The sequence below is a fragment of the Nocardia terrae genome (assembly GCF_009760405.1).
Classification (GTDB): Bacteria; Actinomycetota; Actinomycetes; order Mycobacteriales; family Mycobacteriaceae; genus Nocardia; species Nocardia terrae.
Map to the genome: position 1 here is coordinate 494,895 of NZ_WRPP01000003.1, position 19,570 is coordinate 514,464.

The window sequence follows — 19,570 nt, forward strand, 5'->3', positions numbered from 1 at the left end:
TTCGAGAACATGCCACTGGGTCATCTCGGGATCAACGTCAGCGATCTGACGGGTGCGCGGAAGTACTACGACGAGTTGATGCCGCTGCTGGATTACGAGCCGCTGCTGGCCGATGACACGCAGTTCGCCTACTGGCCCGCCGCGCGGAAGATCGGGACGTATGTCTTCTTCTACCCGGCCGAGACGCCGGGGTACTCACGCTCGCTGCCGGGACTCCAGCATTTGGCGTTCATGGTGCCGACCCGGGACGCGGTACGGCGGGTACACGAATGGGCGGCCGGGCGCGGTGATGAAATCCTGCATGTGCCACAGGAATTCCCGCAGTACCCGCCGCCCTATTACGCGACGTTCTGGACCGGCTTCGACGGGATCATGCTGGAAGCCGTGTGCCACAAGGACGCTCAGCCTCAGCAGTAGTAGCAGACGCCGTTCGCGGGGAGTTCGGTGAAGCATGAGGCGCAGACGGCCTTGCGGGCCTCCGGCTCCGGCTTCGGGGTGGAGACCGGGCCGGCCGCGGTGACGCGGCGGGGCGCGCCGCCATTGCGCGGGATCAGGGGCGGGATGCCGCCGTCCGAGGGGATGTCCGCACCGTAGGCGGCGTAGCACTGCCAGCGGGCGTAGGCGGCGTGCACCTCGAGGTCGGCGGGGATGGGCAGGTGCGCCAATTCGAGGACGTACTTGTAGCTTTCGCTGACCTTGTGGTTCTGCTTGACGCACAGGGAGGTCAGCGGCGGCTCGGCGGAATTGTGGCAACGCCGCGCCACCTTGCGCAGGATGGCGTCCATCCAGGTGCGCGTGGGGGCATTGGTCCGGATACCGGACATCTCCTGAATCTGCTCGGCAAGTTCGTTCACGGTCACGAAATGGCCGTAGCCGGAAGCAGTTTCGGCCAGCACCTCATGTGCGGCCAGTGCCCACGCGACGGAAGCGTCGCGGAAGGTCACCGTCTCGTCGGAATTAGTACGCCAGGCACCCGAAGTCGTTGCAGCATCCCTCATAGCCCAACCAAGTTAGCGCTTCGACGGGGCGACACGCTAATTCCCTTTGGACATACAGTGTTTCGGTTTGGTCACACTCGGACAGATGCCCACATATCAACTACGGACTCACAGAAAAATGCCCAGAAATAGATAAGGCCCGCTTCCCTGATGGGAAGCGGGACCTCTCATCCCCCTTGACACATTGGCCCGCTTCCCTGATGGGAAGCGGGACCTCCCCCCCTTGAACACATTGGCCCGCTTCCCTACTGGGAAGCGGGCCGATGTTCTATGACTCGATCAAGTCACGGAGCAGGCTTACTTGGCCTTCTCCAGGACCTCGACCAGACGCCACCGCTTGGTGGCGGACAGCGGACGGGTCTCCATCAGCTGCACGCGGTCGCCGATGCCGGCGATCTCGTTCTCGTCGTGGGCCTTCACCTTCGAGGTGGTGCGGATGATCTTGCCGTAAAGCTTGTGCTTCACGCGATCTTCCAGCTCGACCACGATGGTCTTGGTCATCTTGTCGGAAACGACGTAGCCGATGCGCACCTTGCGCGAGCCACGCTCTTCCTGCTTGGCCGGCGTCTTGGCCGGGCCCTTTACGTCGCTCATGCGGCGTCTCCCTTGCCTTCAGGACCGGAGGCCAGGCCGAGCTCGCGCTCGCGCATGACCGTGTAGATGCGGGCGATCTCGTGGCGGACCACACGCAGGCGACGGTTGTTGGTCATCTGACCGGTCGCCATCTGGAAGCGCAGGTTGAACAGCTCTTCCTTGGATTCGCGCAGCTTCGCGACAAGCGCCTCGTTGTCGAGCTCGCGGAGCTCTGCGGCCGGATTGGCGGTAGCCATCAGAACTGCTCCTCTCGGGTCACGATGCGGCACTTCATCGGGAGCTTGTGCATCGCGCGGCGCAGGGCCTCGCGAGCGGTCTCCTCGTTCGGGTAAGAAAGCTCGAACATGACCCGACCGGGCTTCACGTTCGCGATCCACCACTCGGGCGAACCCTTACCGGAACCCATTCGGGTTTCGGCCGGCTTCTTGGTCAGCGGGCGGTCCGGGTAGATGTTGATCCAGACCTTGCCGCCACGCTTGATGTGGCGGGTCATCGCGATACGAGCGGACTCGATCTGACGGTTGGTCACGTAGGCCGGCTCCAGAGCCTGGATGCCGAACTCGCCGAACGAAACCGCGGTGCCGCCCTTGGCCATGCCGTTGCGCTTCGGGTGGTGCTGCTTACGGTGCTTGACCTTGCGGGGCATCAGCATAGGTCAGCCCTCCTGGTTCTCTGCCGGAGCCTCCGCGACGGCAGTCGCGGCACGCCCGGCCTCGGTGCTGGTCGCCGTGGTGCCCTGGGCACCGCTGCGACGGGGGCGGCTCGGACGCTCGCGACGCGGGCGGTCGTCACGGTCGCGGCCGGACGGGGCCACCGCGGTGACCTCACGCTTGCCGCCGACGATGTCGCCCTTGTAGATCCAGACCTTCACGCCGATGCGGCCGAAGGTGGTCTTCGCCTCGTACAGGCCGTAGTCGATGTCGGCGCGCAGCGTGTGCAGCGGCACGCGACCCTCACGGTAGAACTCCGAGCGCGACATTTCCGCGCCGCCGAGGCGGCCGGAGCACTGCACACGGATGCCCTTGACGTTCGGCGAACGCATGGCCGACTGGATGGCCTTGCGCATCGCGCGACGGAACGCCACACGGTTCGACAGCTGCTCGGCCACACCCTGAGCAACCAGCTGCGCATCCGACTCGGGGTTCTTGACCTCGAGGATGTTCAGCTGAACCTGCTTCTTGGTGAGCTTCTCCAGCTCGGCGCGAATGCGGTCGGCCTCGGCGCCACGACGGCCGATCACGATGCCCGGACGCGCGGTGTGGATGTCCACACGCACACGGTCACGGGTGCGCTCGATCTCGACCTTCGAGATGCCGGCCCGCTCCATGCCAGTGGCGAGGAGCTTGCGGATCGCGACGTCTTCCTTCACGTAGTCCGCGTACTGCTTGTCCGCGTACCAACGCGACTTCCAGTCGGTGGTGATACCGAGGCGGAAGCCATGGGGATTGATCTTCTGTCCCATTTACTTTGCCCCTCCCTTCCGGCGGCTACGAGTGGCAGCGCCGGCGGTGGGCACGCTCTCGACCTCGATGGTGATGTGGCTGGTGCGCTTGCGGATCCGGAACGCGCGGCCCTGGGCCCGCGGCTGGAAACGCTTCATGGTCGCGCCCTCGTCGACGTAGGCCGTCGAGATGACCAGGGTCGCCGGGTTCAGGCCGAGGTTGTTCTCGGCGTTGGCGGCCGCCGAAGCGACAACCTTGGCGACCGGCTCGCTGGCGGCCTGCGGCGCGAACTTCAGGATGTTCAGCGCGTCCTCGACCCGCTGGCCGCGGACCATGTCCACGACGCGGCGAGCCTTCATCGGGGTCACGCGAACGTGCTTCGCGGTCGCGCGCGCGGTCGGGTTCTGAGTTTCAGTGCTCATCGCCGCTTGCTCTTCCGATCTTCCTTGACGTGGCTCTTGAACGTACGAGTCGGCGCGAATTCACCGAGCTTGTGTCCAACCATGTTCTCGGACACGAACACCGGCACGTGCTTGCGGCCGTCGTGGACCGAGAACGTGTGGCCGATGAAATCCGGGATGATGGTGGAACGACGCGACCAGGTCTTGATGACCTGCTTCGTGCCCTTCTCGTTCTGAACGTCCACCTTCTTGAGGAGGTGTTCGTCGACGAACGGGCCCTTCTTCAGGCTGCGTGGCATGTCTAACCTCCTCCTTAACGCTTCTTGCCGCGGCGGCGGACGATGAGCTTGTCGCTGGGACGGTTGGGCTTACGGGTGCGGCCCTCGGGCTTGCCCCACGGGGAGACCGGGTGGCGACCACCGGAGGTCTTACCCTCACCACCACCGTGCGGGTGGTCGACCGGGTTCATGACCACACCACGGACGGTCGGGCGAACGCCCTTCCACCGCATACGGCCGGCCTTGCCCCAGTTGATGTTCGACTGCTCGGCGTTGCCGACCTCGCCGATGGTGGCGCGGCAGCGCACGTCGACGCGACGGATCTCGCCGGAGGGCATACGCAGGACGGCGTAGGCGCCTTCCTTACCCAGCAGCTGGATCGACATGCCGGCGGCACGCGCCAGCTTGGCGCCACCGCCCGGACGCAGCTCCACGGCGTGAATCGTGGTACCGGTCGGGATCGAGCGCAGCGGCAGGTTGTTGCCCGGCTTGATGTCCGCGCCCGGGCCCGACTCGATGCGGGTGCCCTGGGTCACGCCCTTCGGCGCGATGATGTAGCGCTTCTCGCCGTCGGCGAAGTGCAGCAGCGCGATGTTGGCGGTGCGGTTGGGGTCGTACTCGATGTGAGCGACCTTGGCCGGCACGCCGTCCTTGTCCAGGCGACGGAAGTCGATCAGACGGTAGGCACGCTTGTGGCCACCACCCTTGTGACGAGTGGTGATGCGACCCTGCGCGTTACGGCCACCGGTCTTGGTGAGCGGACGCAGCAGCGACTTCTCGGGGGTCGAGCGGGTGATCTCGGCGAAATCCGAGACCGAGGCACCGCGGCGACCCGGGGTTGTCGGCTTGTACTTACGAATTGCCATGAGTTCTTCTGCCTTTCTGAAGTCCCCGCCGCTTACGCGACCGGGCCTCCGAAGATCTCGATGGGCTTGCTGTCGGCCGAGATCGTCACGAGCGCGCGCTTGGTGTCCTTGCGCTTGCCGTAGCCGAAGCGGGTCCGCTTGCGCTTGCCCTGACGGTTGGCGGTGTTGACGCTGGTCACCTTGACGCCGAAAACCTTCTCAACGGCGATCTTGATCTGCGTCTTGTTCGAGTCCGGGTGCACCAGGAAGGTGTAGGTGCCGTCTTCGATCAGCCCGTAGGACTTCTCGGAGATCACCGGCGCGAGCAGGATGTCGCGGGGATCGGCGATGGTGGTCACTTGCTCTCCTCCTGTGCAGCTTCGGCCGGGCCGTGCACGAAGGCGTTGAGCGCCTCGACCGAGAACACGATCTCGTCCGACTTCAGGACGTCGTAGGTGTTCAGCTGGTCGGGGGCGATCGGGTGCACGCCCTGCAGGTTCGCCACGCTCTTCCACGCGGTGACATCCTCGCGACCGACGACGACCAGGATGTTCTTCCGGGTCGACAGCTCGGCGAGGAAAGACTTGGCGACCTTGGTCGACGGGGTCTGACCCGCGACCAGTTCGGTGATCACGTGGATGCGCTCGTTGCGAGCCCGGTCCGACAGGGCGCCACGCAGCGCGGCGACCTTCATCTTCTTGGGCAGACGCTGCGAGTAGTCACGCGGCTGCGGGCCGTGGACGGTGCCACCGCCGGCGAACTGCGGCGCACGGGTCGAACCCTGGCGCGCGCGGCCGGTGCCCTTCTGGCGGTACGGCTTCTTGCCACCACCGGAGACCATGCCCCGGGTCTTGGTGGCGTGCGTGCCCTGGCGAGCCGCGGCCTGCTGGGCCACGACGACCTGGTGCATCAGCGCGATGTTCGCGGTCACGTCGAAGATCTCCGCGGGGAGCTCGACGGTGCCCTCGGTCTTGCCGCCGGCGGCCTTGACCGTGAGGGTCAGGTTGGTCTTGGTCTCGGTGCTCATGCCCGGGCACCACCCTTCACTGCACTCTTGACGATCACGATGCCGCCGGTGCGGCCCGGGATCGCGCCCTTGATCAGCAGCAGGCCGTTCTCGGCGTCCACCTTGTGGACCGAGAGGTTCTGCGTGGTGACGCGGTCGTTACCCATGCGGCCCGACATGCGCATGCCCTTGAAGACACGGCCCGGGGTGGAGCAACCACCGATGGAACCCGGGCGGCGGTGCACGGCCTGCGCACCGTGCGAGGCACCCTGGCCACGGAAGCCGTGGCGCTTCATGGTGCCCGCGAAGCCCTTGCCCTTGGAGGTGCCGGTCACGTCGACGTAGGAACCAGCCTCGAAGGCGTCGGCGCCGATTTCCTGGCCGACCTCGAGGTTGGAGACATCGGCGAGACGGAGCTCGGCGATGTGGCGACGCGGGGTGACACCGGCCTTGGAGAACTGGCCGGAGACCGGCTTGTTCACCTTGCGGGGGTCGATGGCGCCGTAGGCGACCTGGACGGCCGAGTAGCCGTCGCGCTCCACGGTGCGGATCTGGGTGACGACGTTCGGGCCCGCCTTGACGACGGTCACGGGAACGACGCGGTTCTTCTCGTCGAAGACCTGGGTCATGCCGAGCTTGGTGCCCAGGATGCCCGCGGCCGGACGGCTCTTGTTGTCAGTCATAGTCGAATACCCCGTCACTGAATGTTGACGTCGACGCTGGCCGGCAGGTCGATGCGCATCAGGGCGTCAACCGTCTTCGGCGTCGGGTCGAGGATGTCGATCAGCCGCTTGTGCGTACGCATCTCGAAGTGCTCGCGCGAGTCCTTGTACTTGTGCGGCGAACGGATGACGCAGTACACGTTCTTCTCGGTGGGCAACGGCACCGGGCCGACGACGCGGGCACCGGTACGGGTCACCGTCTCGACGATCTTGCGCGCAGACGCGTCGATCGCCTCATGGTCGTAGGCCTTGAGCCTGATGCGGATCTTCTGTCCCGCCACGCTGAGTGTCCTTTTCTCCGCTTACGTTGTGGCCCAGAAGCTTTCGCTCCCGTACCACCCTCATTTGCACAGCCCGAACACACGAAGACGCATCAGCCACCACACGACCGGCCCACCTGGGCCCGATCCATCGCCGCTGTTCATCTGTCATGGTTCATCCGGTCCACGCGGTCGGGCGTGTCGCTCCGCCGCCCATTCCTCGGCCCGGACCAAAATCCTGTAAGCCTCGGAACATTGTTCCGGACGCACCCACGCCGCAATCCAGCGGGGTGCAAAATTGGGTCTTGCTCACCCACGACCTGCGCTGATCCAACGGAAAAGACGCAACCCGGTGTGGGCAACCCGAACAGTATGCCTCGAGCCATGGGGCGACTTCAAATCGCCCCCTCCCCCACCCTCGAGCCAATGGCCCTGGTCACAACGGGTCGTGAAAGCGCGACGGCCGGTGCGGGAACTCGATTCCCGCACCGGCCGTCTCGGATCCAGCAGTCAGCGGTCACCGAGGTAGTAGTCCCAGCCGCCGAGATCCTCGACCAGCAGGAAGTTTCCGCCGTGGTGCACGTTGGGGTCGACCACGTTCAGGCTGACCTCACCGCCCGGCGTATCGGCGGCCTCGCCCACGGCCTGCGACAGCGTGGCGTAGGTCGTGCCGTTGTACACCGGGATGTCGGAGAAGTACGGGTCGGGCGCGATCAGGTCGTGCCCCCTGTTGACCTGGGTGATGGCCGCCGGGATCCAGCTGTTGGCCAGTGCCACGGTCTCGTCGTGATTGAGGGCCACACCGACGATGATGCCGCCGCCCGGGTTGATGTAAGGCGTGAAGGCGGCCGCCGAGCCGGCCGATGCGGTGGTGGCGGCAGCCGCCCCCGCGAGTGCGATGCCAACCGTGGCCACCGCGGTACGAATACGCATGATGTGAAGAACTCCTGATTTCCCCGACCGCCGACCGGTATGGCGTCGGCGCCCAGCCGCGCCCCCGGCGCAACCTGTCCAGCTAACTCAAAACCAACCGGTCTCGCGAGCTCGAATCGACGAGTGACCGATTCGACTACCTATACGAGGGCGGGGAACACCGCGCTTCCGTCGAACTTACTTATGAGTAAGATACGGGTATGGCTAAAGAGACCGCTACGTATCGCGGGTGGAAGAAGCTTCCCGACAATCGGATCGGGCATACGTTGTTCTCGCTCGGGATGGTGGCTCGGGTGCCGTACTTCGGGACCGTGTTGCCGAGCGTGGTGCGGTTGGAGCCGGGGGTGTGCGAGGTGACCGCGCCCAAGTGGTTCGGGATCCACAATCATCTGGGGACCTTCCATGCGATCGCGGCGTGCAATCTGGCCGAGGTGGCGATGGGGATGCTGTCGGAGGCGACCGTGCCGGAGACGCATCGCTGGATTCCGAAGGCCATGAACGTGCAGTACTTGGCCAAGGCGAACTCGGGGCTGCGGGCCGTCGCGAAACTGCCCGAGGTGCCGGACTTCTCGCTCATCACCGAAGGTCAGGACCTGGTGGTGCCGGTGTCGATCTTCGACAAGGACGGCGTCGAGGTCGTGCACGCGGACATCACCACCTGGGTGACGCCCAAGTAGAGGTCCGGCGCGGGCTATCGGGAGCTGACGCAGACCACGATCCGCCGCTCGTCGTAGACGAAGCCGCGATTGCCCGCGGAGCAGGTGTTCACGTCGGCGGTGCCCTGCTCGATCTGCACCACGCGCACGCTGTCGGGGATGTCCGCGGCGCAGTCCGTCCGCCGGGCGTTCCCGGCGGTCAGGTCCATGCAATCGCCTACCACCCAATCGATGTCGAGACAGAGCGTGTCCGGCGCGCCGGGTACGGGGCGGGCGACGGTGCGGTCGGCGTCGCGCGGGCATCGTCCGCCCTGCGCCGCCACATCGGACACCTTGTAGCCGGAATTCCCGCTGCCGCAGGCGACCTTTTCGATATGGGTGGCGTCGGCGCCGAATTCCACGCAGTCACCGGCATTCACGTTCCGTCCGGGAATTCGCACGGTGGCCGTCCGGTGGACGGCGGAGGCGAAGCCCCCGCTCTCGGGTTCGGTATTTCCTTGCGGGGCCGCGTCTTCGGGAGAGACTCTCACCGATGTGTTCGCGGCGGCGAGGTTTTCGTCCGGAACCGGCCCCGGCCGTCGATGGCCGAGCGAGGCGAGCAGGATCGTGAACAGTCCCGCCACCACCGCGAGCATCGCGCCGGCGAGCAAGCACGCCAACGTGATTCCGGCCAGGCCCTTGCGCCGCGACATGCCTTCACCCTCCACAGCTGCCGTATCGAACCAAGCCCACCCGCGTCCGAAGTCGATCCGAGAAACACGACATTTCCTACACGACCGGACACGGCGCGTCGAATTGTGAATTTCGAATCTTTTAGAACAGCGGCTGGTCTTACGACCAAATCACGATTACATAACGATGATTTGGCGGGGCTCGCGAATTACCCTCCACGGCACCAGAGTTCGATCGCTGAAGTACCACCCGGCGAGAGAGAAATCCTGAATGAAGTTCGGCACCTGTACCGCGGCCGCCCTGCTGGCCGGCGTCACCGTCTGGATCACCGCGGCCACCGCGCCGGCACAGCCACCAACCACTCTCCCCGAGCAGATCGCGACCGGCGTCGAGGACGGCATCGGCTACCGCGCAACCGTTTCCGACTTCTCCCGGGTGCTGACCACGACCGTCTCCGGCGGCGCGTTCACCACCACCGCCGACGGCGGTGAGGTCATGCTGACCTCGGACACGGGCGCCGTGGTGGCGCGGATCCCGCTGGCCTATCGGATCGCCGGCGCGGCCGTCCAGGTCGACCGGGCGATCTCGGACGACGGCCACCGGCTCGTGCTCACGCCCGCGGTCACCGCCACCGAGATCAGCGAGATGCAGCCGGTCAGCTCCATGACACAGCTCATCAACGAGGTCAATCAGAACGTGGCCGCGGTCGCGGTCGGCGGCGTGCTGGGCGGGCTGATCGGGACCGTCCTCGGACTCGGCTTCTTCAGCCTCCTGACCGGCCCGATCGGCCTGCTGGTGGGCGGGATCGCGGGCGGGTACGCGACGGGCGGGCAACCGTTCCTGGACGCCGTCACCGCCGTGCTGACCGGCCGTCCCTGACCGACCGGTCTCGCACCGAGCTGAAAGTGACTCACCAGCCGACGCCGAGGGAACTCACAGTCACCGTCAATAGCGTTGCGGCCATGACAGATTCAATACCTGCCGCGGACGGTTCCCGGACCCCGAGAGGGCGGCGTCGGCCCGGTCGCGTCACGCTCGCGATCGCGGGGTCGGCGGTGGCGGTCGCGGCCACGCTGGGCCTGGCGGCCTGCGGTTCGCCGAGTGATCATGCCGCGAAAGGCGGTAGTCAGGAGCAAGGTCCGGGTGGGCACGGAGGGGGTGGACGGGGCATCGGGGGCAAGATCACCACCGAGGGGTCCGGATCCTGGATGATCACCAAGCAGGACGGCAGCACCGAGACCGTGACCATTTCCCCCACCACCGAATTCGGCACCAAGTCCAAGAGCGAGACCGCCGCGCAGTTCGCGGTCGGGGATCAGGTCATGGTGCAGGGCCATGAATCCAACGGGACCATCGCCGCCACGCGGATCATTCATGCGCGTGCTCGCGGCAATCCCGATGGGACGCCGTCCAGTTCGGGCAACGGCGCCCCGCCCACGTCCTCGTCGGCCACCCCGCCCACCAAGTGAGTTCGGAACCGGATTGCACCTATAACTTGTCGGCAAGTCCGCTGCGGGACAGCGGACTTGCCGTTTTCAGTGGCCCACGGCGGACCGGCGGGCGGCTCCCGGGCGCAGGGCGAAGCGTTTGCGGTCGAAGTCCCAGAACCGGTAGATCGGCCATTGCAGGGTGTGGGTGGTCCAGGCGGCGACGATGAGCACCCGGTGCAGCGGGAGCACGCGGTAGCCGTGGTGGGCGATGGTGCGCAGGCCCATGAGCTGGAATCGCCACCAGTGGTGGGGGCTGGTGCGGCGGCGGCGCGCGGAGGTGAGGGCGTGCATGTCCTTGACCTGGTCGATGCGCAGGCCGCGTTTGGACAGGCACAGGGCGAGGTCCAGGTCTTCGGCGACGTCGACCCGGACCTGGGTGTCCGCGCGGACCTCGAGCCAGGCGTCGCGGCGCAGCGCCATGTTCGGTCCGTACATGTTGCCGACCGGGCCGCCGATCTTGCCGCGCCGATCCTGCAGGTAGACACCGAAATCCAGGAGGAAGCCGACGGGCGAGTCGTGGTAGGTGCAGATGCCGGTGACCGCGGCGGTCTCCGGATGCTCGGTCAGGAAGTCGTGGATGGTGCGGCCCCAATGCGGCGGGACCAGGGTGTCGGCGTCGGTGCGGGCGATGAAATCGCCTTTCGCCGTGTCGAATCCGGTATTGCGCGCGGGGGTGATGCCGCGGTGGTGTTCGTGGACGAGTTCGACCTTGGGGTGCGCGGCGGCGAAGGCGCGCACGATCTCGGGGCTGCCGTCGTCGCTGCCGTTGTCGACCACGATGATCTCGTCGATCGCGTCCTGGGTGACGAGGCGTTGCAGGCAGCGTTCGATGACCGGGGCCTCGTTCAAGACGGGTACGACGACCGACAGCACGGGCGGGGCGGCGTGTGATTGCGACACGATATGTCCAGGTGGCTCGGGGGCGGCTGGTCCAAATTTTCACGGAGAAGCACGTTTTCGCGCGCTCCATCCCCCCACGCCGGGTGATCCGCGGGCGGGATTCCCGACGTTCCCGCGATGCGGCGGCCACGGTATCAACGATGTGAATCGTTCGCATCCGGAGCGAAGTAGGTGCCAGCCTGGCGGCGATCGGGCGCGGCTGTTTGAATGCGGGTATGAGTGGCCGAGAGGTCGGCGCGGCGGCCGACGTGTGCGTGGTGGGGCTCGGTCCCACGGGTCGGGCGTTGGCGCATCGCGCCATGGCGGCGGGGATGCGGGTGGTCGCGATCGATCCACGGCCCACCCGGCTGTGGGGCCCGACGTATTCGTGCTGGGTGGACGAGCTGCCGGAGTGGCTCGGCCGGAGTGCGATCGCCAGCCGCATCGAGGCGCCGGTGGTGTGGACCGACGCCGCGCACCGGATTCCGCGGCCCTACTGCGTGCTGTCCAAGCAGGGCCTGTTCGACGCGCTGCCGCTGGATGACGCGACGGTGATCACCGGTCGCGCGCGCACCGTGCAGGCGCACCGGGTCGAGTTGGCCGACGGCACCGAGGTGCGGGCCGCGACGGTGTTCGACACCCGCGGGCAGGCCGCGCCGGGTTCGCGGCGCACGGCCAGCGCGCACGGCATCTTCGTGGACGAGGACATCGCCGCTCCCATGGTGAGCGCGGGCGAGGGCCTGCTGCTGGACTGGCGCGACGAGAACGGCGCGGGTCCGGACGAGCCGCCGTCGTTCCTGTATTCGGTGCCCCTCGGCGACGGCACGGTCATCTTCGAGGAGACCAGCCTGGGCCTGCGCGGCGGCATGCCGCAGCACGAACTGCGGCGGCGCACCCTGAACCGGCTGGCGGCGCACGGGATTCGGCTGCGCGGCGACGAGCCGACCGAGGCCGCGCACTATCCCCTCGACGAGCTGCCCCCGAAAGCCGGTCGCGGGCAGGTGATCCCGTTCGGTTCGCGCGGCGGCATGATGCATCCGATCACCGGCTACTGCGTGGCCGATTCGCTGTCGCTGGTGGACACCGCGCTGGACGCGGTGCGGGCCGGCACCGATCCGGTCGAGGCGTTGTGGCCGTGGCAGGCGCGGCTGGTGCACTGGATGCGCATGCGGGGGGTGTACGGCCTGGGCCGCCTCACCACCGACCAGTCCATCTCGATGTTCGACGCCTTCTTCACCCGCCCGCCCCGGCAGCAGCGCGCCCTGCTGTCCGCCCACGACGACTATCTCGCCCTCGGCACGGCCCTGTGGATGACGGTCGGCACCACCCATCCGTTCCGCTGGCGCTTCGACCTGGTCGGCTGGCGCAACCGGAACCGCTGGGTGAACTGGGATTACGGCCGCGCGCGCCCGGAGAGCGACCTGCTCCTCCCCGAGGACAGCGCGACCTCCTGAGCCCTCACACCCAGTTCTCGATCCAGTACTTCCAGATGATCGAGGCATAGGCGGCCAGCGGCGGCACCTTGATGTCGGTGCCGGCGAGGGCCGCGGCGGTGTGGCGGGAGTCGAAGCGGCAGGCGAATTCGCTGTCCTCGAGAACGTCCATGGGGACGCCGAGCTGGCGCAGCGCCCAGCCCATGCCGGGCACCCGCAGTGTCACGTCGAGGGTCCGTTTGGGCATGACCTCGATGAGGTGCGGCGCGCCGGCCTCGTCGGCGAAGAGGTTGAAGACCTCGGCGACGCTCTGCTCGCGCGGGTCCACCAGGTGGTAGGTGCGGGGCCCGTCGCCGGGCCGGTGCGCGATGTGGTCGAGGGCGCGGGCCACGAAATCGACCGGGACCATATTGGTTTCGCCCAGCTGCGGGGCGACGACGGGCAGGATGCGCGGCAGCTGGGCGGCCATGCGCAGCAGCCGGAAGAAGTAGTAGGGCCCGTCGATGCGGTCGATCTCGCCGGTGCGGGAGTCGCCGATGACGATGGAGGGCCGGTAGATCCGCCACGGCACCGCGGTCTGTTCGCGCACGTCCTGTTCGGCGCGCAGCATGGCGCGCTGGTAGGGCGTGGGCAGCAGCTGGCCGACGTCGGTCATGTCCTCGGTGAACAGGCCGTCCCAGGTCCCGGCGATGCGGGCGGTCGAAAGGTGGTGCAGCCGTCCGGCTTCCAACGCGGCCGCGAGCTCGGCCACCCGCCGGGTGCCGCCGGGTGCGGTGGCGTCGAAGCCGCCGGCCAGGTGGAAGACATGGTCGATCGAACCGCGGTGTGCGGCAATCCAGCCCGCGTCGACGCCGACGCCGGGCGCGGCCAGGTCGCCGCGGACCGGGCGCACCCGGTCCCGGGCCTCCCATTCGCGCAGGCAGCGGTTGAAGCGCAGCACGGAGTCCTCGCCGGGACGCACCAGCACGTGGACGTCCGCACCGCGTTTCAGGAGTTCGGGAACCAGAAACCGCCCGATGAACCCGGTCGCCCCGGTAACCAGGTAAGCCATGGGGCCACCTTAACGTGACCCGCGCCACAGACCGACCGGGGCTCGGCTACGCGCCGGTTTCGGCCGCCCGCCGGTATCCGCGGATCGCCGGATACGCGAACACGATGATCATGCCGAGGGTCCAGGCCAACGTCTTCCACAGCGGAGTCGCGATGGGCCCGTCGTAGGACAGCCCGCGCATGGCGTCGATGGCCGTGCTCATCGGCTGGTTCTCCACCGTCTTCTGCAACCAGGCGGGGTAGGCGAACACCGGCACGAACCCGGAATTGAAGAACATCAGCAGCGTGTTGACCAGACCGACGAGCGCCACCAGGATGATGCCCTCGGTCAGGGTGGCCAGCGCCGTCACCATGATCGCGAACCCGATCGCGAACAGGATCGGAATGCCCAGCATGGCAATCGAAGCCGCGGGCCCATACCAGAACCGGAAGCCCAGCACGAGACCCACCGCCAGCACGAACAGCGACGTGATGAGCACTCGAACGGCCTCCGCCAGCAGCCGGCCGGTGAGTCCGGCGGCGCGGTGGATGGGCATGGTGTGGAAGCGCCCGAGCAGGCCCGTGGCCTTCTCGGCCTTGAATCCCAGTGCGCTGACAACCGATCCGGACATGGCGGCCACCATCATCACCATGGGCACGTAGCCGTAGATGGCGGGCATGCCGGTGGCCGAGCCGACCGCGTCGCCCATCACGATGCGGAACATGACCAGGGTCAGTGCCGGGTAGACGAGCGTCTGGATGGTGGTCGAGGGATCGCGCATCCAGCCCATGAGCAGTCGCTTGCACTGGATCAGGCTCTGTTCCACCAGGATCGAGAACCGGCGTTCCGATCGGGGCGCCACCGTGGGCAGCGGCTGGTGCCCCGCCCACGAATCCTGTTCGGCCGCTGCGGCCGTGGTCGCGGTACTCATGATCGCCTCACACTCGCCCAGACCGCCAGCGGCGTGAAGACGACCAGGCCGCCTGCCAGCCACACCAGCGGCACCCAAAGAACATGCCAGGTCACGCCGCCCGCGGCCATGTCGCGCAGCGCGTAGGAGAACTGCGAGATGGGTTGGTTGCGCACGAATCCCCGGATCCACATCGGGAATTGGTTCTCGGGCACGAAGCCGCAGGACAGCATGCCGAAGATCAGCGTCGGCAGAGTCAGTGCCTGACTCAGGGATTCGGGGCTCTTGGTCAGCGACCCGAGCCCGTCCGCGCCGATGGCCAGCACGGTGCCGACCGCGAGGGAGAACGCGCAGAACAGCACGGTCTGCCCCCATCCGGCGACGAACCGGAAGCCGATCAGGTGGCCCCACCCCAGGGCCGCGGCGAGCGAGACCGTCGAGCGCACGAAGCCCGCGGACTGCCGTGACACCAGCGGCACCATGGCCCCGATGGGCATGGTCTGCATGCGGGTGTTGAGTCCGGTCATGGCCTCGTAGGCGGCCAGCTGCGCATTGGACATCATGGTGAAGGACATGGTCTGCAGCACGATGATCGGCATGACGAACTGCGCGTAGTTGATGCCGTGGAACTGCATGACGAACTTCAGCGGCAGGTAGAAGCCGAGAGTGAAGACCAGCGGCACGATGACCGCGACGATGAGCTCGCCCTTGGTGGCCATCACCCAGACGACGCGGCCGGTGAGGGCGCGCCACTGCGCGAAGCTGTTGGGCCGGGCGGGCGGTACCCCGGCGAAGAGGTCGGCGGCGGTGTCGGCCGCGACCGCGGTCACGCTTCGCCCTCGGGTTCGGTTTCCTTGCTTCCGGAGTGACCGGTGAGCGTGAGGAAGACGTCGTCGAGCGAGGGGCGGCGCAGCCCGATGTCGGCGAGCTGCACGCCGGCGGCGTCGAGCCGGCGCAGCGCCTCGGACAGGGTGGCCGCGCTGTCGGGGGCCGGAATCGAAAGCCGGTCGCCGCCGGACAGTTCCGCGCGGACGGCGGCGGGCACCAGATCGCCGAGCGCGTCGGCGGCCGCGATCAGCTGGCTGGGATCCAGCGGCACGACCTCGCAGTAGCTGCCGCCGGTCTTCTCCTTGAGCGCGTCCGCGGTGCCCTCGGCGATGACGGTGCCCTTGTCGATGACGATGATGTTGTCGCTGAGCACGTCGGCCTCTTCGAGGTACTGCGTGGTCAGCAGGACGGTGATGCCCTGGGTTTTGAGCGCGGTGACCAGATCCCAAACGCCCTGGCGCGAGCGCGGATCCAGGCCGGTGGTGGGTTCGTCGAGGAAGACCACCTCGGGCCGGACCACCAGGCCGCAGGCGATGTCGACGCGGCGGCGCATGCCGCCGGAGTAGTGGCGCACCGCGCGGCGGCCCGCGCCGGTGAGGTCGAATTCCTCGAGCAGGGCGTCGGCGCGCTGCCGGGCGGCCTTGCGGGGTAGCCCCATGAGGCGGCCGAAGAGCTCGAGGTTCTCGCGGCCGGAGAGGTTCTCGTCGAGGGCCGCGTACTGTCCGGTCATCATGATGGACCGGCGGACCGCGGCCGGATCGGCGCGCACGTCGTGCCCGGCGATGCGGGCGACGCCCGAGTCGGGACGCAGCAGGGTGGACAGGATCTTGACCGTGGTGGTCTTGCCCGCTCCGTTGGGACCGAGGATGCCGAGCACCTGGCCGCGCGCGGCCGTGAAGCTGACCCCTTGCAGCGCATGTACGTCGCCGAAGGACTTACGGACGTCTTCGACATAAACGGCCGGATCTTCGGGCACTGCGGACTCCGGTCTGTCCAAGCTGGGCATCAACTCTCCACTATCGGCTGGTCGGGCTGAACGATGTCGCCCCGTTCGACGGGTCCCCGCATCCCGCAGGGATGAGTGGATACGGCCCCGCCGGGATGATCCACTCCGTCGGCCGTGATGTTACCGGTGCATCCGAAGTGAGGGCTTTTCTTTGCAGAAGCAACGGTATTCAAACTGTGCGCTTGGTCACAAACCGATGAGTCCCCGAATAGCCGCTGATCCAGGCGCAGACCGGCCGGTATGCGGCGATTTCGCTACCTTGTCGCATCTGCGACTCGAACCATAGTCTGGCGTTGGCGGGGAGAGACATTCACAGGCCACGAGAGGTTGACCATGGCCGAGTCGGCGCAGCCGGCAACCGGGCGCGCTGGTGCGGGCCGTTCCAAGGTGCTGTCGTCCTATGATCCACGGACCGGGGAGCTCGTCGGCGAATACGCCAGCATGGGCGCGGGCGAACTGACCCGCACCGTCCGGTCGGCGCGTACCGCCGAACAATGGTGGGCGGCATTGGGATTCGATGCGCGCAAACGCTGGCTGCTGGACTGGAAACGCAGCCTGGCCCGCGGCACCCGCGACCTGGTCGAGCTGATCAGCAGCGAGACCGGCAAGCCGCGCCTGGACGCGGCCGTCGAGGTGACACTGGCGGTTGAGCACCTGGATTGGGTTGCGCGCCATGCCGAGCGGACGCTGGGCCGCACCAACCGGCTCGGCGCCAGGCTGCGGCGCGAGCGCACCGGCACCATCGGCTACCTGCCGCTGGGCGTGGTCGGGGTGCTGGGTCCCTGGCACAATCCCGTTCTCACACCGATGAATTCGATCGCGGGCGCAATGGCCTCGGGCAATGCCGTGGTGTTCAAACCCAGCGAGCTGACGCCGGGCGTGGGCGCGTGGCTGGCCGACACCTGGAATCATCTGGCCCCGAATCAGCCTGTGCTGCAAGTGGTCACGGGCGACAGCTCGACCGCCGCCGCACTGTGCCGCGCCCGGGTGGACAAGCTGGCCTACGCCGGGTCCAGCGGGGGCGCGCGCGAGGTGGCCGCGCTGGCCGCGCAGTCGTCCACTCCCCTGGTCGTCGAGCAGGGTGGACGCGGAGCCATGGTGGTGCAGGTCGACGCCAAGCTGGACACCGCCGCCGCGGCCGCGGTGTACGGCGCGATGGCCAATGCCGGACAGCAGCCCGCGGGCGTGCAGTGCGTGTACGTGGCGGACTCGGTGTACGAACCGTTCCTGGAGCTGGTCGCCGATCAGGCCCGGCGGCTGCGCCCCGGCGCGGATCGCCGCGCCTCCTACGGACCGATGACCCTGGACGCCCAGATCGATGTGGTGCGCCGCCAGGTGCGCGACGCCATCACCCGGGGCGCGCGGCCGGTCGTCGGCAGCCTGGAGTCGATTCGCGAGCCCTATATCGAGCCGATCGTGCTGACCGAGGTCCCCGAGGTGAGCACGGTGGTCACCGGCGAGGCCGCCGGGCCGGTGCTGATCGTGAACCGGGTGGCCGGCATGGACGAGGCCGCCGATCGCGTGAACGCCGCCGAAAGGTCGCGCACCGTCGCGGTTTTCACCCGCGACGTGCGCAGCGTCCCGGAGTTCGCGGCCCGGCTGCACAGCGAGCTGATCACGGTCAACGCGGTGCCGGTGTACGGCGTGAACGGTCCCGGCCGGATTCGCGATCCGCGGGTCCTGCGGGAATTCACCCGGCCGCAGACGATCACCGAGAAGCATCCGCCCGACCAGATCACCTCGGCCACCTTCGAGAAGCATCCGAGGCGACTTCGCATGGCGCGCGCGCTGTTCCGCATGCGGCACCGGGTTTAGTCGTCATCCCGGCAGGCATTTGGCCGGGATCCACCCCGGCCGCAGTAGATTCCGGCCGAAAGCGCGCCGGAATGACGGAGTCGGGGTCCGCCGGAGTGGGCTACTCGCCCGCGTTTCCGCCCAGCAGCACGGACCGCATCAATGCGCTCACCCGGGCCAGGTTCTCCGCCCGCCCGTCGAACCGGATGCGCCGGCCCACGTCGATGACCTGGGCGATGGCCGCGTGCACCCGGAAGCGGGCCTCGACCTGGTCGCCATCGAGCAGGTTGGCCCACTCGAGCACGTTCTGCCGCTGCACCGAGCGCAGCCGATGCTGTTCGGAGGCGGGCAGATTGGAGAATTCGGAGAAGTAGACCGGCAGGATCTCCGGCATGGCGAAGGTCATGCGGGAGAAGCGGTCGGCGATGCGCACGGCCGCGTCGGAGCGGCTGGTGGCCTCGGCCAGCGCCTCGTTGTTGCCGATGGCCACCCGCTCGCCGGTGCGGTTGAAGGCGGCGGCGAGCAGGTCGGCCTTGCTGGCGAAGTAGCGGTACACGCTGGAGGCGTTGATGCCCGCGGCCGCGCCGATCTCCTCGATGCTGGCCTCGTGGTAGCCCTGCCGCCCGAAGATGCGGATGGCCTCGGTGAGCAGCTGTTCCCGCTTGGAGATGACCGGCAGGCCGCGCAGGATGGGGTCGCCGGTGATCGGGGCGGGCGCGGGCGGCAGGTCGGTGCGCAGGATGTCCCAGCAGATCTCGGTGATCAGGTTGACCAGCCGGGTGGTGGACAGCGCGGTGCGGTGAGCGGTGATCGAGCCGATGGCGCTCAGCAGCGCGGCCGCGCGCAGCTGGGTGTCGGCCGGATCGGCGTCGGGGTACAGCCCGGCGATCGCGGCGGCCACGGTGTCGTGCAGCTCGGTGTAGACGACCCGGATGCGGGCCCGGTCCTCGCGCTCGAGATAGCGCCGCTCCCACCGGTAGAGCCCGCCCTCGCGGCGCACGTCGATGGTGTACTCGGCGATGCCGCGGATCAGCGCGGTGAGTCGCGGTTCCGGTTCCAGCTCGGGATTGTCGGAGGCTTTGGCGGCGTCCAGCAATTGCTGCGCACCCATTTCCGCGGCGGCCACCAGCAGTGCGTACTTGTTGCGGAAATGCCGGTACAGGGCCGGGCCGGAGATGCCGACCTCGGCGGCGATCTCGTCCACGCCGACCGGGTGGTAGCCGCGCTCGGCGAAGGCTCGCGCCGCTACCCGCACGATTTGGGCCTTGCGGTTCTTGGGGCGGCGGCGGGGACCGGATTCGCTGTCGGTTGTCCCGGATCGACCGTCGGGCCGGCTCGAGTCGCTGTCGGGTCGCACGGAAGCGAGGGCGGCCTCGCTGCGATCGGCGACCAT

The 19,570-nt window shown here is 67.8% G+C and carries 26 protein-coding genes; 6 read left to right on the forward strand and 20 right to left on the reverse strand.

Annotation, left to right across the window (positions count from 1 at the left end; translation table 11 throughout):
* The first annotated feature begins 9 nt into the window (after positions 1 to 9).
* Positions 10 to 417, forward strand: a complete 408-nt coding sequence (locus tag GPX89_RS17590; RefSeq protein WP_157388620.1) for a VOC family protein — start codon at positions 10 to 12, stop codon at positions 415 to 417.
* Here GPX89_RS17590 and GPX89_RS17595 read toward each other — a convergent pair.
* The 13 genes from GPX89_RS17595 to GPX89_RS17655 all read right to left on the reverse strand — a co-directional run bounded on the left by GPX89_RS17595 (position 408) and on the right by GPX89_RS17655 (position 7,479).
* Positions 408 to 998: a hypothetical protein gene (locus GPX89_RS17595; protein WP_157388621.1), complete on the reverse strand. Its 591-nt coding sequence runs from the start codon at positions 996 to 998 to the stop codon at positions 408 to 410. The genes GPX89_RS17590 and GPX89_RS17595 overlap by 10 nt on opposite strands.
* Positions 999 to 1,295: 297 nt before the next feature.
* Positions 1,296 to 1,592 carry a 30S ribosomal protein S17 gene (gene rpsQ / locus GPX89_RS17600; RefSeq protein ID WP_157388622.1) on the reverse strand — a complete coding sequence of 99 codons (297 nt, stop codon included), beginning with the start codon at positions 1,590 to 1,592 and terminating at the stop codon, positions 1,296 to 1,298.
* Complete coding sequence (rpmC, locus tag GPX89_RS17605; protein WP_157388623.1) at positions 1,589 to 1,828, reverse strand: 50S ribosomal protein L29; 240 nt, start codon at positions 1,826 to 1,828, stop codon at positions 1,589 to 1,591. Before rpmC ends, rpsQ begins: the two co-directional genes overlap by 4 nt.
* Entirely contained in the window at positions 1,828 to 2,244 is a 417-nt protein-coding gene (gene rplP / locus GPX89_RS17610; protein WP_157388624.1) for a 50S ribosomal protein L16, read from the reverse strand. Before rplP ends, rpmC begins: the two co-directional genes overlap by 1 nt.
* A gap of 3 nt (positions 2,245 to 2,247) precedes the next feature.
* Complete coding sequence (gene rpsC, locus GPX89_RS17615; protein WP_033091021.1) at positions 2,248 to 3,054, reverse strand: 30S ribosomal protein S3; 807 nt, start codon at positions 3,052 to 3,054, stop codon at positions 2,248 to 2,250.
* The gene (gene rplV, locus GPX89_RS17620; protein ID WP_040804205.1) at positions 3,055 to 3,456 is read right to left on the reverse strand and encodes a 50S ribosomal protein L22; all 402 of its coding nucleotides are present in this window, start codon (positions 3,454 to 3,456) and stop codon (positions 3,055 to 3,057) included. It abuts the gene before it with no gap.
* Positions 3,453 to 3,734, reverse strand: a complete 282-nt coding sequence (gene rpsS / locus GPX89_RS17625; protein WP_019931198.1) for a 30S ribosomal protein S19 — start codon at positions 3,732 to 3,734, stop codon at positions 3,453 to 3,455. The genes rplV and rpsS overlap by 4 nt, the downstream gene beginning before the upstream one ends.
* A gap of 14 nt (positions 3,735 to 3,748) precedes the next feature.
* Entirely contained in the window at positions 3,749 to 4,579 is an 831-nt protein-coding gene (gene rplB, locus GPX89_RS17630; protein ID WP_120741268.1) for a 50S ribosomal protein L2, read from the reverse strand.
* A 32-nt stretch (positions 4,580 to 4,611) separates the two neighbouring features.
* Positions 4,612 to 4,917, reverse strand: coding sequence for a 50S ribosomal protein L23 (gene rplW / locus GPX89_RS17635; protein WP_033091018.1), 306 nt, complete (start codon positions 4,915 to 4,917; stop codon positions 4,612 to 4,614).
* Entirely contained in the window at positions 4,914 to 5,585 is a 672-nt protein-coding gene (gene rplD / locus GPX89_RS17640; RefSeq protein ID WP_157388625.1) for a 50S ribosomal protein L4, read from the reverse strand. The genes rplW and rplD overlap by 4 nt, the downstream gene beginning before the upstream one ends.
* Positions 5,582 to 6,247 (reverse strand): 50S ribosomal protein L3, encoded by a 666-nt coding sequence (gene rplC, locus GPX89_RS17645; protein WP_157388626.1) that lies wholly within the window; start codon positions 6,245 to 6,247, stop codon positions 5,582 to 5,584. Before rplC ends, rplD begins: the two co-directional genes overlap by 4 nt.
* 14 nt (positions 6,248 to 6,261) lie before the next feature.
* Positions 6,262 to 6,567: a 30S ribosomal protein S10 gene (gene rpsJ, locus GPX89_RS17650; protein WP_003938093.1), complete on the reverse strand. Its 306-nt coding sequence runs from the start codon at positions 6,565 to 6,567 to the stop codon at positions 6,262 to 6,264.
* 489 nt (positions 6,568 to 7,056) lie between these two features.
* Entirely contained in the window at positions 7,057 to 7,479 is a 423-nt protein-coding gene (locus GPX89_RS17655; RefSeq protein ID WP_157388627.1) for a hypothetical protein, read from the reverse strand.
* A gap of 200 nt (positions 7,480 to 7,679) precedes the next feature.
* Here GPX89_RS17655 and GPX89_RS17660 point away from each other — a divergent pair, with 200 nt between their 5' ends.
* On the forward strand, positions 7,680 to 8,156 hold the full coding sequence (locus GPX89_RS17660; RefSeq protein WP_157388628.1) for a hotdog fold domain-containing protein: 477 nt from the start codon (positions 7,680 to 7,682) through the stop codon (positions 8,154 to 8,156).
* 14 nt (positions 8,157 to 8,170) lie between these two features.
* On the opposite strand, the gene GPX89_RS17665 is transcribed toward GPX89_RS17660, so the two are convergent.
* The gene (locus tag GPX89_RS17665) at positions 8,171 to 8,827 is read right to left on the reverse strand and encodes an LppU/SCO3897 family protein (protein WP_157388629.1); all 657 of its coding nucleotides are present in this window, start codon (positions 8,825 to 8,827) and stop codon (positions 8,171 to 8,173) included.
* A 250-nt stretch (positions 8,828 to 9,077) separates the two neighbouring features.
* Between GPX89_RS17665 and GPX89_RS17670 the strand changes: the two genes are divergently transcribed.
* Both GPX89_RS17670 and GPX89_RS17675 read left to right on the forward strand, forming a co-directional pair.
* A complete protein-coding gene (locus GPX89_RS17670) occupies positions 9,078 to 9,686 on the forward strand; it encodes a hypothetical protein (protein ID WP_157388630.1) in 609 nt (202 codons plus the stop codon).
* A gap of 83 nt (positions 9,687 to 9,769) precedes the next feature.
* Positions 9,770 to 10,276 (forward strand): DUF5666 domain-containing protein, encoded by a 507-nt coding sequence (locus GPX89_RS17675; protein WP_157388631.1) that lies wholly within the window; start codon positions 9,770 to 9,772, stop codon positions 10,274 to 10,276.
* A 66-nt stretch (positions 10,277 to 10,342) separates the two neighbouring features.
* Here the strand turns inward: GPX89_RS17675 and GPX89_RS17680 are convergent, their stop codons facing one another.
* Positions 10,343 to 11,197 (reverse strand): glycosyltransferase, encoded by an 855-nt coding sequence (locus GPX89_RS17680; RefSeq protein WP_328601942.1) that lies wholly within the window; start codon positions 11,195 to 11,197, stop codon positions 10,343 to 10,345.
* A gap of 215 nt (positions 11,198 to 11,412) precedes the next feature.
* On the opposite strand from GPX89_RS17680, the gene GPX89_RS17685 reads away from it, so the two are divergent.
* Entirely contained in the window at positions 11,413 to 12,630 is a 1,218-nt protein-coding gene (locus tag GPX89_RS17685; protein ID WP_157388632.1) for a lycopene cyclase family protein, read from the forward strand.
* 4 nt (positions 12,631 to 12,634) lie between these two features.
* On the opposite strand, the gene GPX89_RS17690 is transcribed toward GPX89_RS17685, so the two are convergent.
* From GPX89_RS17690 to GPX89_RS17705, 4 genes are read right to left on the reverse strand one after another with little or no spacing between them, the layout of a single operon-like run.
* Positions 12,635 to 13,660, reverse strand: coding sequence for an SDR family oxidoreductase (locus GPX89_RS17690; protein ID WP_157388633.1), 1,026 nt, complete (start codon positions 13,658 to 13,660; stop codon positions 12,635 to 12,637).
* A gap of 46 nt (positions 13,661 to 13,706) precedes the next feature.
* Positions 13,707 to 14,570: an ABC transporter permease gene (locus GPX89_RS17695; RefSeq protein ID WP_157388634.1), complete on the reverse strand. Its 864-nt coding sequence runs from the start codon at positions 14,568 to 14,570 to the stop codon at positions 13,707 to 13,709.
* Entirely contained in the window at positions 14,567 to 15,379 is an 813-nt protein-coding gene (locus GPX89_RS17700) for an ABC transporter permease (protein WP_328601943.1), read from the reverse strand. Before GPX89_RS17700 ends, GPX89_RS17695 begins: the two co-directional genes overlap by 4 nt.
* Complete coding sequence (locus GPX89_RS17705) at positions 15,376 to 16,383, reverse strand: ATP-binding cassette domain-containing protein (RefSeq protein WP_157388635.1); 1,008 nt, start codon at positions 16,381 to 16,383, stop codon at positions 15,376 to 15,378. Before GPX89_RS17705 ends, GPX89_RS17700 begins: the two co-directional genes overlap by 4 nt.
* 333 nt (positions 16,384 to 16,716) lie before the next feature.
* Between GPX89_RS17705 and GPX89_RS17710 the strand changes: the two genes are divergently transcribed.
* A complete protein-coding gene (locus tag GPX89_RS17710; RefSeq protein WP_157388636.1) occupies positions 16,717 to 18,198 on the forward strand; it encodes an aldehyde dehydrogenase family protein in 1,482 nt (493 codons plus the stop codon).
* Positions 18,199 to 18,298: 100 nt separating this feature from the next.
* Here GPX89_RS17710 and GPX89_RS17715 read toward each other — a convergent pair whose 3' ends face one another.
* Positions 18,299 to 19,570: a TetR/AcrR family transcriptional regulator gene (locus GPX89_RS17715; RefSeq protein ID WP_157388637.1), complete on the reverse strand. Its 1,272-nt coding sequence runs from the start codon at positions 19,568 to 19,570 to the stop codon at positions 18,299 to 18,301.

Excerpts from the sequence above, each read along its gene's own strand:
- GPX89_RS17590 (WP_157388620.1), top strand. The coding sequence starts at position 10 with ATGCCACTGGGTCATCTCGGGATCAACGTCAGCGATCTGACGGGTGCG.
- GPX89_RS17595 (WP_157388621.1), bottom strand. The coding sequence starts at position 998 with ATGAGGGATGCTGCAACGACTTCGGGTGCCTGGCGTACTAATTCCGAC.
- rpsQ (WP_157388622.1), bottom strand. The coding sequence starts at position 1,592 with ATGAGCGACGTAAAGGGCCCGGCCAAGACGCCGGCCAAGCAGGAAGAG.
- rpmC (WP_157388623.1), bottom strand. The coding sequence starts at position 1,828 with ATGGCTACCGCCAATCCGGCCGCAGAGCTCCGCGAGCTCGACAACGAG.
- rplP (WP_157388624.1), bottom strand. The coding sequence starts at position 2,244 with ATGCTGATGCCCCGCAAGGTCAAGCACCGTAAGCAGCACCACCCGAAG.
- rpsC (WP_033091021.1), bottom strand. The coding sequence starts at position 3,054 with ATGGGACAGAAGATCAATCCCCATGGCTTCCGCCTCGGTATCACCACC.
- rplV (WP_040804205.1), bottom strand. The coding sequence starts at position 3,456 with ATGAGCACTGAAACTCAGAACCCGACCGCGCGCGCGACCGCGAAGCAC.
- rpsS (WP_019931198.1), bottom strand. The coding sequence starts at position 3,734 with ATGCCACGCAGCCTGAAGAAGGGCCCGTTCGTCGACGAACACCTCCTC.
- rplB (WP_120741268.1), bottom strand. The coding sequence starts at position 4,579 with ATGGCAATTCGTAAGTACAAGCCGACAACCCCGGGTCGCCGCGGTGCC.
- rplD (WP_157388625.1), bottom strand. The coding sequence starts at position 5,585 with ATGAGCACCGAGACCAAGACCAACCTGACCCTCACGGTCAAGGCCGCC.
- rplC (WP_157388626.1), bottom strand. The coding sequence starts at position 6,247 with ATGACTGACAACAAGAGCCGTCCGGCCGCGGGCATCCTGGGCACCAAG.
- GPX89_RS17655 (WP_157388627.1), bottom strand. The coding sequence starts at position 7,479 with ATGCGTATTCGTACCGCGGTGGCCACGGTTGGCATCGCACTCGCGGGG.
- GPX89_RS17660 (WP_157388628.1), top strand. The coding sequence starts at position 7,680 with ATGGCTAAAGAGACCGCTACGTATCGCGGGTGGAAGAAGCTTCCCGAC.
- GPX89_RS17665 (WP_157388629.1), bottom strand. The coding sequence starts at position 8,827 with ATGTCGCGGCGCAAGGGCCTGGCCGGAATCACGTTGGCGTGCTTGCTC.
- GPX89_RS17670 (WP_157388630.1), top strand. The coding sequence starts at position 9,078 with ATGAAGTTCGGCACCTGTACCGCGGCCGCCCTGCTGGCCGGCGTCACC.
- GPX89_RS17675 (WP_157388631.1), top strand. The coding sequence starts at position 9,770 with ATGACAGATTCAATACCTGCCGCGGACGGTTCCCGGACCCCGAGAGGG.
- GPX89_RS17685 (WP_157388632.1), top strand. The coding sequence starts at position 11,413 with ATGAGTGGCCGAGAGGTCGGCGCGGCGGCCGACGTGTGCGTGGTGGGG.
- GPX89_RS17690 (WP_157388633.1), bottom strand. The coding sequence starts at position 13,660 with ATGGCTTACCTGGTTACCGGGGCGACCGGGTTCATCGGGCGGTTTCTG.
- GPX89_RS17695 (WP_157388634.1), bottom strand. The coding sequence starts at position 14,570 with ATGAGTACCGCGACCACGGCCGCAGCGGCCGAACAGGATTCGTGGGCG.
- GPX89_RS17705 (WP_157388635.1), bottom strand. The coding sequence starts at position 16,383 with ATGCCCAGCTTGGACAGACCGGAGTCCGCAGTGCCCGAAGATCCGGCC.
- GPX89_RS17710 (WP_157388636.1), top strand. The coding sequence starts at position 16,717 with ATGGCCGAGTCGGCGCAGCCGGCAACCGGGCGCGCTGGTGCGGGCCGT.
- GPX89_RS17715 (WP_157388637.1), bottom strand. The coding sequence starts at position 19,570 with ATGGTCGCCGATCGCAGCGAGGCCGCCCTCGCTTCCGTGCGACCCGAC.